Annotated in this window: 12 protein-coding genes and 1 pseudogene; 8 read left to right on the top strand and 5 right to left on the bottom strand. The window is 69.4% G+C overall.

What is annotated here, in order from left to right:
* Positions 1-24 precede the first annotated feature (24 nt).
* A complete protein-coding gene (locus AB0J46_RS50430; RefSeq protein WP_364344167.1) occupies positions 25-687 on the bottom strand; it encodes an SRPBCC domain-containing protein in 663 nt (220 codons plus the stop codon).
* A 523-nt stretch (positions 688-1,210) separates the two neighbouring features.
* Positions 1,211-2,041 (bottom strand): MBL fold metallo-hydrolase, encoded by an 831-nt coding sequence (locus AB0J46_RS50425; protein WP_364344164.1) that lies wholly within the window; start codon positions 2,039-2,041, stop codon positions 1,211-1,213.
* Positions 2,042-2,127: 86 nt separating this feature from the next.
* Between AB0J46_RS50425 and AB0J46_RS50420 the strand changes: the two genes are divergently transcribed.
* The 6 genes from AB0J46_RS50420 (at position 2,128) to AB0J46_RS50395 (ending at position 8,797) form a co-directional block, all read left to right on the top strand.
* Complete coding sequence (locus AB0J46_RS50420; protein ID WP_364344161.1) at positions 2,128-2,643, top strand: helix-turn-helix domain-containing protein; 516 nt, start codon at positions 2,128-2,130, stop codon at positions 2,641-2,643.
* Complete coding sequence (locus AB0J46_RS50415) at positions 2,640-3,794, top strand: MFS transporter (protein WP_364344158.1); 1,155 nt, start codon at positions 2,640-2,642, stop codon at positions 3,792-3,794. The genes AB0J46_RS50420 and AB0J46_RS50415 overlap by 4 nt, the downstream gene beginning before the upstream one ends.
* Positions 3,775-4,989 (top strand): aminopeptidase, encoded by a 1,215-nt coding sequence (locus tag AB0J46_RS50410; RefSeq protein ID WP_364344155.1) that lies wholly within the window; start codon positions 3,775-3,777, stop codon positions 4,987-4,989. The genes AB0J46_RS50415 and AB0J46_RS50410 overlap by 20 nt, the downstream gene beginning before the upstream one ends.
* A 414-nt stretch (positions 4,990-5,403) precedes the next feature.
* Positions 5,404-5,718, top strand: a complete 315-nt coding sequence (locus AB0J46_RS50405; protein WP_364344152.1) for a hypothetical protein — start codon at positions 5,404-5,406, stop codon at positions 5,716-5,718.
* Between the two features lie 351 nt (positions 5,719-6,069).
* Positions 6,070-7,608 (top strand): OmpA family protein, encoded by a 1,539-nt coding sequence (locus AB0J46_RS50400; RefSeq protein WP_364344149.1) that lies wholly within the window; start codon positions 6,070-6,072, stop codon positions 7,606-7,608.
* 622 nt (positions 7,609-8,230) lie between these two features.
* On the top strand, positions 8,231-8,797 hold the full coding sequence (locus AB0J46_RS50395) for a hypothetical protein (RefSeq protein WP_364344146.1): 567 nt from the start codon (positions 8,231-8,233) through the stop codon (positions 8,795-8,797).
* A 47-nt stretch (positions 8,798-8,844) separates the two neighbouring features.
* Here AB0J46_RS50395 and AB0J46_RS50390 read toward each other — a convergent pair.
* A pseudogene (locus AB0J46_RS50390) lies at positions 8,845-8,952 on the bottom strand (IS5/IS1182 family transposase); the annotation flags it as partial.
* Positions 8,953-9,191: 239 nt separating this feature from the next.
* Between AB0J46_RS50390 and AB0J46_RS50385 the strand changes: the two are divergent.
* Together AB0J46_RS50385 and AB0J46_RS50380 are read left to right on the top strand one after the other, a co-directional pair.
* Positions 9,192-9,332 carry a hypothetical protein gene (locus AB0J46_RS50385; protein WP_364344143.1) on the top strand — a complete coding sequence of 47 codons (141 nt, stop codon included), beginning with the start codon at positions 9,192-9,194 and terminating at the stop codon, positions 9,330-9,332.
* Positions 9,333-9,349: 17 nt separating this feature from the next.
* On the top strand, positions 9,350-9,733 hold the full coding sequence (locus AB0J46_RS50380; RefSeq protein ID WP_364344140.1) for a hypothetical protein: 384 nt from the start codon (positions 9,350-9,352) through the stop codon (positions 9,731-9,733).
* A 246-nt stretch (positions 9,734-9,979) separates the two neighbouring features.
* Here AB0J46_RS50380 and AB0J46_RS50375 read toward each other — a convergent pair whose 3' ends face one another.
* Both AB0J46_RS50375 and AB0J46_RS50370 read right to left on the bottom strand, forming a co-directional pair.
* Entirely contained in the window at positions 9,980-10,729 is a 750-nt protein-coding gene (locus tag AB0J46_RS50375; protein ID WP_364344137.1) for a ubiquinone/menaquinone biosynthesis methyltransferase, read from the bottom strand.
* A gap of 533 nt (positions 10,730-11,262) precedes the next feature.
* Positions 11,263-12,428 (bottom strand): GAF domain-containing protein (locus AB0J46_RS50370; protein WP_364344134.1); only part of this gene is annotated, 1,166 nt, incomplete at its 5' end.

Genomic DNA, 12,428 nt, shown 5'->3' with positions numbered 1-12,428 from the left:
CGGGACGACTCACCGCGCGGCGGGTCATCTGTCGCCGTCCCTGCCGGTCTCGGGGGCGAAGTGCTGCGCGGCGAAGGCGACGGCCGCGGCGAGGTCGTCGTCGCCGGTGCCCCGAGCGGCCTGGACCGCGGGTCCCCAGGCGTGGCGACTGGCGGTGACGAACTCCTTCGCCTCGGGCGTGTGGCCCCATGTCGCGGGGTCGAACGTGACGCCGCGCAGGAACAGGTCGAGACCGAGCAGCGCGAGCTCCCAGCCGACTCCCATGCCGATCGTGGTACCGGGCCCGTACGTACGTGCCATCTCATCGACGAGCTCGGCGGGTGCGGCGTGCTCCAGCTCCAGGACGGTCCCGACGCCGTCACCGCCGGGCGCCAGGCGCACTTCGACCTCGGTGGGCATGCCATCCCCCAACACCCAGGTCACTTTGATCAGATGGGGCTTCTCACAGCGCAGGATCTCCCCGCCGGCGTTGTCCTTGAGCTGGAACGTGCCGCCGAGCCGCAGGTCGCCGTCGATCGGGGTGAGCCACCGGCTGATCCGGTCGGGGTCGGTGCAGGCGCTCCACACGGCCTCGATCGTGGCGTCGTACGTGCGCCGCAGCAGCAGTGAGCGTCCCGCGCCGACGGCGACCGACTGGTCGCCGATCTCCCGCTGGGTGGCGCTTGTCTGATTGACGATGTCGATCATTCGTCCTTCTTCTCGTCGTTCGAGCCTGGTCGTCCCTCAGCGGACGGAGTCTCCTCGAGCAGGCGGCGGCGCTCGCGCCGGGCGCGCGCGACTTCGGTGGCCAGCGCGTCCAGCTGCCGGCTCCAGAATCTGCGAAGGCGCTCCAACTGGATGCCGACTTCCCCGAGTGGTTGGAGTCGACGCCGCACGGGCACCGAAGGTGCCGACAGCGCCGCCGAGCACGCCGAGTGCGTGCAGGAGCCATAATTTCAGCCGCTACTTATATAAGTCAAACCTGATATAGCTGGGCTGTCGGCGCATGTCGAGGCTGTGGTTCGCTCAGGGGCCGTGATCGGGTCCACGATGGTACGCAGCGGGGGCTGCTTGGGCCAGGACGGTGGCCGCGGTGCTGGTCGTAGAAGTGTTCGTGCTCGCGTAGGCGTTCCTTGCCGACAATGCCGTCCGCGCAGGTCATCCGGATCGCCAAACGCCATGAACAGCGATCATGCCCGCCAGGACAGAAGCGCCGAACCCCGGGTCAACCTCAATGGCCGGGTTTCGGACACCCGCAGGGTGGAGTCCCGTTCAAGCCTGCGCCCGGTGAACGTTCTTCGATCCCTGAGACCGTGGCGCACGAGAGGTCGACGGTGAGACCGGACGTGGCGATGCCGATCTCACCGTCGTATTCGGCCCCGGCGGCGGCTCGCGCAGCCGAGGTGTCCGTGCCTGGTTGCAGGTGCGTGAGCAGCAGGTGCCCGACATGGGCTTCCAGCGCTTGCCGACCTGCCTGACGGGCGCTGGTCAGGTGACGTCGGGAACCCTCCGGGACCTGGTTCACATAGGTGGCCTCGGCCAGTAGCAGGTCAGCGCCACGCGCCAGTTCCACCCTGTCGGGGCTCGGGCCGCTGTCGCCGGTGTACGCGAGCACCCGTCCGCCCGCTGTCAGCCGTATGCCGGCATTGGGTACCGAGTGCGGCAGCAGGCGGGTCTGTGCGTGAAACGGGCCGATGTCGAATCTGCTGCCGTCGGTGAACTCGTGCAGGACGTAGGCGTCGGTCAGCACTCCCGGGCGGTCCAGCGCGAGCACCGCGTCCAGGGCGCCGGGCAGCGAGTACACCGGCAGCGGCGCCGACGGGTCATCACGCATTGTGCGCGCCCGGAGCAGCGGGTTCAGGTCGGCGCAGTGGTCGGGATGTCCGTGGCTGATGAACACCGCATCGATCTGATCGGCGTCGACCCGTTCCAGCAGCCGCGGCACCGTCCCAGATCCAAGGTCGACGAGCAGCCTGAACCCGTCGTGCTCCACGAGGTAACCACTGCAGGCCTGGCCCGCCGCCGGCCACGCACCGCATCCGCCAAGGATCGTCAGCAGCATCGGTGAACCTTAACGGATGTCGCTCGTTCCGAGTGGCCGGCAAGCCACCTCTTCCCAAGAGCTGTTGGGAAAATTAGTATCCCAACGTGCCTTTGGAAAACCGGGATGACCTTGTTCCCCTGCGCGCCCTGGCCAACCCGCTGCGTATCCGCATCGTGTCGCTGCTCACCGGCGCGTCGATGTCGGCCACCGAGGTCGCCGACGAACTCGGCATCGCGCACGCCTCGGCCAGCTATCACCTGCGCCAGTTGGCCAAAGCGGGCTTCCTCCAGCAGACGGACGAGCGTCCGCGGGCAGGCAAGGGCCGCCCGCAGCTGCGCTACCGGTACGACCCGTCCAGCGGCGAGCGCCTCGACCGGTCCGAGGGGCGGCAACTCCTCCACCAGGCGATGAGCACCGATCTGGCCAGGCGTCTGGCTGAGACCGATCGGCAGCGCACGTCCATGGACGCCGAGGTGTGGCTGGCCAGGCCCGTCTGGGAGGAGATCGTCGGCCTGATCGACCAGGCCGTGGCGCTCCTGCACGACAAGGCCGGACCGCCGCACGACGGCGTCAAGGTCAGCATGACCGCGCTCCTGCTCGAATTACGTGACGAACGATGATGGGCCGCCTGCTCGGCTGCGCGGCCGGCGCGTTCCTGTCGATCGGACTGCTCGTCCCGGCGGTTCCGCGATACCTCACCGGCCCGCTGGGCCAGCAGGCGGGCATGGTGGGCGTCTCGCTGGCCGTCACCGCGGCGGCCGGGGTGCTCGCCCGCCCGCTGGCCGGACGGGTGGCCGACAGGGCCGGACGCCGCACGGCCCTGTGCGCGGGCGCGCTGCTGCTGTCCGGCACGTCCCTCGCGCTGCTCGCCGTCGGACAGTTGCCGCTCTTCTTCGTCCTGCGCGGCGTCGCCGGCGTCGGTGAGGCGCTCGCCTACGTCGGCCTCGCCACTCTGGCCAGCGACCACCGGCGGCCCGGCGCGGCGATCAACCACTTCTCCGTCGTCGTCAACGCCGGCCTGCTCACGGGGCCTGTCATCGCCGAGACGCTGTACGCCGCGTCCGGGTTCGCCGCCGTCTGGATCACGGCCGCGGCCGTGGCGCTGGGGTCGGCTGTGCTCGGCTTCACCCTGCCGAAGACCATGAGTCCTGACACGGAGAGGCCCGGCCCGGATCCGGGAGCCGGGCGGGCCCGGCTGTACCACGCGTCCGCTCTGCGACCCGGCTTCGGCTACCTGGCCTCCGTGTGGGGCTACACCGCCATCAGCGCCTTCCTGCCGCTGCACCTCGCCGCGCTCGGCGGCGGCTCCGGCGGCCTCCACTTCCTGGTCTACGGCGGCGTCCTCGTCGCCGTCCGACTGGCCGGACATCGCCTGCTCGCCACGGCCGCCCCGGCGCGCCTGGCCGTCGCCTCCCTCCTGCTGACCGGGACGGGATCGATCCTGCTTGCCGCCTGGCCCTCGCCGGTCGGGACATGGTGCGCGATCGCGCTGATCGGCGCCGGGCAGGGCCTCGGGCTGCCCGCCTTCCTCAGGATGGCGGTGCACGGCCTGCCCGCCGGCGAGCGCGGATCCGCCGTCGCCACCACGACGGCCTTCTTCGACGTCGGATTCCTCAGCGCTGCCCTGTCCCTCGGCGTCCTCGCCGACCGGTTCGGCCTGGCCGGCGGCTTCGCCCTCGTGGGAGCCGTGTCCGCCGCCGGAGCGCTGCTGTTCCTGCCGATACGCCACAACGAACACGAAGGAGCCCCCCTTGACCATTCCCCCCGCTGACCTGTCCGACTATGCCGACGTCGTGTTCGACGTGGCCGTGCCCCTGCTGGCGGACGACCGGGTGCTGATCAACGCCGAGGTCGAGCACGCCCCGCTCGCCCGCGCCCTGGCCGAGGCCGCCTACGCCAGAGGCGCCCGCTACGCCGACATCTGGTACTTCGATCCGCACGCCAAACGATCCCGACTCCGGCACGCCGACACCGCGAGCCTGGCCGAGGTGCCCGCGTGGCTCGACGCCCGCAACGACGAACTGGGGCGGAACGGCGGCATCATCGTCAACGTCCGCGGCGCCGCCGCCCCCGACCTCCTGGCCGGGCTGGATCCGATACGCGTCGGGCTGGACCGCATGCCGTCGCTGACCTCACGGCAGCGGCTCCAGCTCAACAACCTGGTCCGCTGGACGATCGTCCCCTACGCCACCCCCGAGTGGGCCCGTGCCGTCTTCGGCGAACCCGACCAGGCCAGGCTGTGGCGGCACCTGCGCCGCATCCTCCGTCTCGACGAGCCCGATCCGCGCGCGGCGTGGCGGCAGCGCATCGCCGAACTGCTCGATCGCGCTCGACGGCTCACCGAGATGCGCCTGGACGCCGTCCGGTTCGAGGGCCCCGGCACCGACCTGACCATCGGACTGCTCCCGGACGCCCACTGGACCGCCGCCCGCCTGGAGGACGTCAACGGCCGCCCGTTCCAGGCCAACCTGCCGACCGAGGAGGTGTTCACCACCCCTGACTACCGGCGCGTCACCGGTACGGTCCGCGCCACCCGGCCGCTGTCCCTCGACGGCACCCTCATCCGCGACCTGGAGCTGACCTTCGCCGATGGCGTCGTGACCGAGGTGAGAGCGAGCGCCGGAGCTGACGTCGTTCGCGCGCACCAGGCCACCGACGCGGGGGCGGCCCGGCTGGGCGAGCTCGCTCTGGTCGACCGTTCTTCGCGGGTGGGCGAAAGCGGCATCACCTACCTGGAGACCCTTCTGGATGAGAACGCCGCCTGCCACCTGGCCTGGGGCGCCGGGCTGCCGCCGGGCGTGCCCGCCCACCTGCGTACGGACGACCCCGCGCGGCTGGACGCGGCAGGCGTGAACACCTCGCGCGTGCACGTCGACTTCATGGTCGGCGGCCCGGACGTCACGGTCACCGGGCTGGGGCCCGGCGGGAAGGTGGTGCTCCTGCGCGACGACACCTGGGAGTTCTGACGCCCTGCCACGGTCAGAAGGGTCGACTCAAGGGCTGCCGGGTGGCCGGAGGAGGTCTCCCCCGGCTCCCACAGCCCCGGACGTAATCCTCTCGGCCGATCCGGCTCCCGTCATCCGGCACGCCGTCCTCGCTCGCTGCGCAATCCGACCTGCGGCTGCGAGCGAACATCGTGGAGAAACCGACGGTCGAGGACCTGGCGGGCTTCCAGGTGGTGAGCAGGGTGTGCGACAACAACGGCAGGACGCCGCCGGGGTCGCTGGAGACCGTGGGGAAGACGCCGGGGGTTCCCCCGCAACGTGCTCAAAGACACGGAGTCAACACATCCTCAACGAATTCTCCACATGATCCGCCCGACTGTTGCACCGCAACGTCAGGCAAGGTGCTCATCCATTTCGTGAGAGGAAGCGATCGTCATGCAGGTTCGTATGATCACGGCAGCGCTCACCGCAGCTGTGGCGGTCTCGTTGGCGCCGGGCGTAGCGGGCATCTCGACGGCCTCCGCTCAGGCAAGCCCTGCCGTCACGAGCAGCGTCTCCGTCTCCCTCACCTCTGCCTCGACTGCTGCGACGGCTACCGCGGCGGCAAAGTGGCATTTCGCGGGAGTGTTCGCCGTCAAGCAGGCGTGCCAGGTCGCGGGGCGCTACTACAAGGCCGTCCGCTACGCGAAGGACTACAAGTGCAAGAAGATCCTTGTGGGGCCGGTCCACCGCCTCTACATTCTGCGGTGAGTTCGGCGTGGCGGGCCTTCTGACCGGAGGCCCGCCAGCACATGAGCCGACCGCCCGGCAAGGCGGCAGGCCGAGCAGGGCATCACGGGGCAGCAGGAAGATCCGGCCGAGCATAGTGGGTTCTGATCGGTCAGGACCGCCCATGTACCGGTGACAAAGTCCACGCTGGCAGACCGAAGCGAATCGACGGGATGGTTTGGCCGATCTGCAGGTGTGCCACTCAGGTGATCCATGGCCTGGAAGGCTGACTTGTCAGACATAAAAGATTGTGTTGGTATGCACCTTCTACGAGCGACCGTTCTTGTGCTCACAGCGACCCTGACCTGCGCATGCGGGCCGAACGATCAGCCGGTGCGCGACACCCCGACGGCCGCGGCCTCCAGCACCAGCCCCTCGGTGCCGCCCTCCACCCCGGCTGCCGCGGAGGCGGGCTACGTGAGCGAGGGCATGGTCGGTTTCTACATCGCCAACCCCTTCAGGATCGAAGTGCGGGCCATCGAGCGGCACGCCAAGCTGACCGTGCTCCGCATGGACATCATGACCACGGCGACCACCAACACCGCCGGCGACTTCGGCTACGGCACCATGCCGACCTCCTTCGCCAGGTTCAGGTTGTTCGACCCGATCGGCAGGAAGGTCTACTTCACCCTGCGCGAGAACGACCACAACGGCGACGCCTTCGGCACCAGGCACCGCACCGCCGCTGCCGACTATCCCGACGACTTCGTGCCAGGCGTGCGCTATCCGGTGGAGGTCTACTTCCCGCCGCTTCCCGCCGCGGTCAGGACGATGTCGATCGTGCCTGACATGCCGATGGGCCCGATGACCGGCATCCCGGTCACCGACGGCGGCGCTGAGCCGACCGCCCGCGAGCGCAGTTCCCCTGAGCTGCCGAAGACCGGCGACACGTTCCAGTGGCCCGTCGTCGTGCCGGACGGGGAGATCTGGTCAGCCGTCTCCGACGTGAACGAACTGGTGGAGACACCGGTGAAGACCACCACGCAGGCGGGCGACACGGAGACGATCGGCCTGCGCACCGACGTCCTGTTCGCCTTCGACAAGGCGCGGCTGAGCACGAAGGCGGCGGCCGTGCTCGACGACGTGGTCGAAGAGACCAGGCGACGGGCCGACCCCGCCAAACCGCCCATCACGATCACCGGCCACACCGACGACAAGGGCGCCGACGACTACAACCAGACCCTGTCGGTCGAACGAGCCGAAGCGGTGCAGAAGTATCTGGCCGCCAGGCTCGGCAACGACTACCAGTACCGACCGGAAGGAAAGGGCGAGAGCGAGCCGATCGCGAAGAACCAGAAGCAGGACGGCAGCGACAATCCGGCAGGACGGGCCAGGAACCGCCGCGTAGAAATCTCCTACTCCATCAAGCAACAGAGCCCGGACGTGGCCACCACCACGAGCCCCTCCCCCGGCCAAGTACGCGGCTCCACGGGAGCGGCGGCCCCCTTCCGCGCCGATCCAGGAGCGCGGGTGGCCGGTTTCACCTGGTCGTTCCGCAGCCAGCCGGACAAGCTCAAGGTGGACGTGCTGCCGCTCTATCGTGACGGCGCCTACGTGGTGGCCTCCTTCGACATCACCAAGACCAACGACGGCACGTTCGTCCCGTTCCCCGTCCCTTTCTCCGGGTGGGATCACGAGTTCTCCGCGGGCTCCGATTTCGGCGCCTTCATCCTCGTCGATCCGGCCACCAAGGCGCGCTACCACCCGCTCAAGATGTACACGGAGTTCGTCGAGAACTACGTGCCCGCCCTGGATGCAGGCGAGACCAGCAGGGCCTACGTCTACTATCCCGCCCCGCCGGACGATCGCACGAGCATCACGCTGGAAGTGGCCAACGGAGGCGTCTACCCGGCGGTCCCCATCGAACGCTGACCGGCCGGGAGGCCGGGACAGGACCGCGAGTGGGACTCCGCACAGCCGTCGCGCTCCCGGTCAGGGCGGCGCTCCGGTCGCGAATGGACGCCCATGACCTGCTCGCCCACTGTCACCGGTCGGGGAGTTCCGGCCTCCCGGCAAGGGGGTGCTGTTCCCGGAACGGCCGCCTCCACCTGGCCGAGGCAGGCCCTGAGGCGGTCGAGCTCAGCCGTCTGAGCCGGCTGCTCAGACGGCGAGGGAATGGGAGCCGTAGGGCACACCCGAATTCCAGACCAATGGCCCTTCCCGGAGGACGAGACCTTGTTCGGCGACCTCCGCCCGCCGGCCCGCCTTCACCGACCCCTACGTCAGGACACTCGGCAGCCTGCACAGATTCGGGGCCCGTGCCACCGTCGCGCAGCGGGCAGCCGAGCTGTAACACCGCGCACCCACGCCATCCAGGACAACACACCACAACACGCCGATCAGCCTCCGGACCCCTGAGCATCTCACCCACGCTGAGCACATGCCTGAACACCGCCGTCACCCCCGCGTCTCCGCTCGAACCATCAGGCGACTCGCCACGCGCCGCCGGACGGGTCGGCCTCTGCGTCGCCGACTCACCTCCATCCAGCTCTGGATGGGCGTCGCGGGGATCACCGGGAGTCTCATGTCGGTGCCCGCGTTCATCGTCTCCATGAACGCGCTGCGCGTCAGCGAGCAGCAGCGATCGGAGGTTCAGCAGGCGAGACTGGCCTCTGAGCGGGCCGGCCGGCGTGATTTCGCCCTGCGCGTCACCGTGGAACCGGGCGAAGTGGACATCGCCACGCCGCTCATGACCGGCGGCACGATCACGGTCAAGAACGGGAACGCCCTCCCGACCACGATCCAGGTCCATGTCGTGCTGTCCCACGACGAGAAGGCGCAACGTCCGGTGCAGTACGCCACCTTCGACGCTCCCGCGTGCAGCCAGGTCGACTACCACATGCAGCGCGACGAGGAGCGCGTACGGACCTTCACCAGGGCCGACGGCTGGACCACACTCGTCGTCATCGTCAACCCGCTCGACCCGCACTCCCGCTTCTGGTCGGCCGGGCTCGGGGCGGAACCGGTCACGATGGATGAGGTGACGAGGTTGAGCGCGGCGGACTCCGTCTCCATCAGCGACTCCATCCCCACGAGCCGCTACCTCCCCACCTGCGTATGAACCCCCACCGGACATGACGGCCGAGCGCCTGGGCGACGTCCGGCCGGCCTGTCATCCAGCCGTTTACGCCCTGGATGCCGGAACCGCCGCTGACGCTGCGGCAGAAGCGGTTCGATCACCGCCCACAGCTCGTCGCCGACCTCCCACGGCTTCAGCTTGGCCCTCCGCGCCTCTCTCTCGGCCACAGCGAGAGAGCAAAGCACAACAGAGATCATTCTGTTAGGCGCTCTCAGCCTGGTGTCTGGTTTGCGGGGCGACGGCTGCCGCGATCTTTTCGGCCGCAGGCGCTCTTGCCGTCACCTCGCCCCCAGTCGCCGAAGCCCGGCGAACTCAAGCCCGGCGTAGATAGCGACCACCAGCGCGCCGACCAGCATGAAGGCACGCGCTGGAGACCATGCTGGCGGCGCACGAGCCGTACCCGGCCGTCGTGGTCGACCGGGTCTGGAACGTGCTGCAGGGCAACCGCGCCATGGGCGTCCTGATGGCGGCATCCCGCCGCATCTCCTGGAACCGCAGCCGAACGTGTTCCGGCTGACTCTGCACCCTGACGGGTTGGCCGCGCGGCTGGCCAACCGGGAGCAGGTGAGAACGCTCTTCCTCGAACGGCTGTCACGCCAGGTCAACGCCACTGGAGACAACGAACTGCAGCGGCTCCACGACGAGGTTTCCAGCTACCCCGTGCCATCGAGCGAGAAGACGCCCCACGACGAAGCCTCGCGACACCAGCCGAGCCCGATCCAGGTGCCTCTGAGGATCCGCACCCCGTTCGGCGAACTGGCGATGTTCAGCACCATGGCCACCTTCGGCACTCCGGCCGACGTGACGCTGGCCGAGCTGGCGATCGAGCTCTTCTATCCCCTCGACGACTTCACAGCCGACGTTCTCCGCGCCCATTCCGTGGCGGGACCTGCGCCGGAAGGGCTCTCCGAACGCTGACGGCCGGCACATCTGGGAGCAGATGCCAGGTCGGCAACCTGGCGCAATGTCCAAGCATTCGCCCGCTCGGGCCCATTGGCAACACCCGGAGAAGGCGCCGAGTACCGCGACGGCCAGCGGCATCAGCACGATTCTTACAAGAGCCCCGACACGGCCAGAAATCACCTCGGCACTGCACGTCGGGGACAGGCTGCGGGTGCCCTAGTGTTTCACGGTCGCCACGGCTCGCCCGCCTGCACGCGAAGGTCACCGCTTGCTGGCCGAGATGATCATGTGAGTGCTGAGGAACCTCTTCTTCCACGCGATGGAGCCGAAGCCGACCCGGCGGAGGATCTCGGCGACCTCCTGCGGGGGCATGAAGCCGAGCGTGGACTCCTGCAGATAGGCGTACGACCGCCGATCGCGGGCGACCACCTGGCCGAGAAGGGGGATCACGACCCGGACCCCCAGCTCCACCGGGTGACGAAGCGGTCCACGCGGCGGGCAGGTCTCCAGCATGACGACCCGGCCGCCGGGTTTGAGCACCCGGTACTGCTCTTCGAGCACATGCTCGACGTCCTCCACGTTCCGCAGGAGATAGCCGTGCGTGACGGCGTCGAAGGACTCGTCGCCGAAAGGCAGGTCGTTGGCGTCCGCCTGCTGCCACGTGATCGCGGAGGCGCCCGGTTTGGTGGCTGCCGCCGCCAGCATCCGTGCCGAGAAATCGACGGCGTGGATGGTCGCGTTCGGAAATCTCTTCAGCGCGGCAAGGGCGATGACGCCGGTCCCGGTGGCGATGTCGAGCATGCTGCCGCCTGGCGGAACTCCGGCGCCGGCAGCGACTTCACGACACCAGGCGGCATGCCGTCCGAGGGTCATGAGGCGATTCATCAAGTCGTAGTAGTCGGTGATCCTGTCGAAGGTCCGCTGGATCTCCTGGCCCTTGGACGACGGCGTTCCCCGTGCTGGCATCTGAGTGGCTCCTCGGTCGAACTGCCATTGTGCCGGGGCCGTCACCGGTGCTCCTCCCCCGTCCGAGGGATCCCTGGTCACGTGGAAGCCGGCACCTCATGCGGGGAGCTACCGCCCGCCGTGAACCAGTAGGGCCCAGATCCTGACTCCGGTCGCAGCGGAAGAGTCAAGCCCCTTGGGGCAACATGGGCGTCGTTGAGCCATCTCGCCACCGGCGACGCTGGACCTAAATGGGGGTCGGCGTCAGGCACCGTAACAGGCTGATCTTTGAGTTCCGCGCACGACATCGGCCCAGCACGACATACGCCACGCGTATGAACTGACCGCCGACGGCCGTGACACGTCTGTAGCGCCACCGGCGACCGCCTTCGGCACGTTGCAGCGGCTGTTGGAGGTGCTCGATGAGGACGAGTGAGCAGCGGATTGTCCAGCAGGTGGAACTGCCCGACGGACAGGTGGTTCGCCACGCGCCAGGAGGCATCGATGTGCTGCATCATCGTCATGATGGCGGTGCTTCCGGATGGCTCTCCGTACTCCAGGGACCTGGGTCCTGGCCTCGGACGTCGAGGGGGCCCTCCTCATAGGGGGACCTGCCACCGCAGCCGCGTGCCGCCACCCTGCGGGCTCTCCAGCTCGGAGGTGCCGCCGAGGCCGCTCGCGCGTTCCTCGATGTTGCGCAGGCCGCTACGGCGGCTGGGCTCGTCCAGGCCGACGCCGTCGTCGGAGACCACAAGGGTGAGGGTGCCGGAGGCCACCTCGACGGACACCTCGGCGCGGCCGGCGCGGGAGTGGCGGACCACGTTCGACAGGGCCTCACGCAGCACGGCGAGCAGGTGCTCGGCGACGGCCTCGGGCACCAGCGTGTCGATCTGCCCTTCCATCCGCAGGCCGGGCATGAACCCCAGATGGCCGCCCGCGCCCTCCACCAGGCCGACGATCCGGCTCCGCAGGCCGGGCGCGGCGCCCTCGACGGGGCCCTGGAGGGCGAAGATGGACGAGCGGATCTGGCGGATGGTCTCGTCCAGCTCGTCGATGGCGTGTTGCAGCCGTTTGCCCGCCTCCGGGCGCTCGACCAGGCGGACGGTGCTCATCAGGGTCATGGCGGTCGCGAACAATCGCTGGATGACGACGTCGTGCAGGTCCTTGGCGATGCGGTCGCGGTCCTCCAGCAGGCCGAGCCGTTCGGCGTCGCGGCGGGCCTCGGCCAGCTCCAGCGCCAGGGCCGCCTGACCGGCGAACGCGTGCAACATCTGCTGGTCCGCCCGGCTGAACGGCAGCCGTCCGCCCCGCTTGGCCAGCATCAGCACGCCGCGCACGGCCGGCGCCGCGCCCAGCGGGATCATGAGCCCGGGGCCGTAGCCCAGCCGCCGCAGCGGCGAGGCCGGGTAGGGGGCGCTGCGCATGTCCGCGTCGGACATCGGCTCCCCCTGGGTGAAGACGTCGCCCGCGAGCGTGGCCGCGACCTCGAAGACGGCCCCCCGCAGCCCTTCGGCGCCCTCGCCCTCCGCGACCTGGGCGATCAGCGACTCCTTCGCCGGATCCGGGAGCAATACCTGGACCAGGTCGGCGTCGGTCATCTGGCGGGCGCGGGCGGCCACCACGGTCAGCATCTGGTGCGGGTCCGCGCCGGACAGCAGGCTCGTGGTCACCTCCGAGGACGCCTGCAGCCAGGTCTCGCGCCGGCGCGACTCCTCGTACAGGCGGGCGTTCTCCACGGCGACGCCGGCGGCGGTGGCCAGCGCGA

Source organism: Nonomuraea sp. NPDC049758 (assembly GCF_040674635.1).
Lineage (GTDB): Bacteria > Actinomycetota > Actinomycetes > Streptosporangiales > Streptosporangiaceae > Nonomuraea.
The sequence above is the reverse complement of the archived record's forward strand: the minus strand, read 5'-3'. Positions and strand labels throughout refer to the sequence as shown.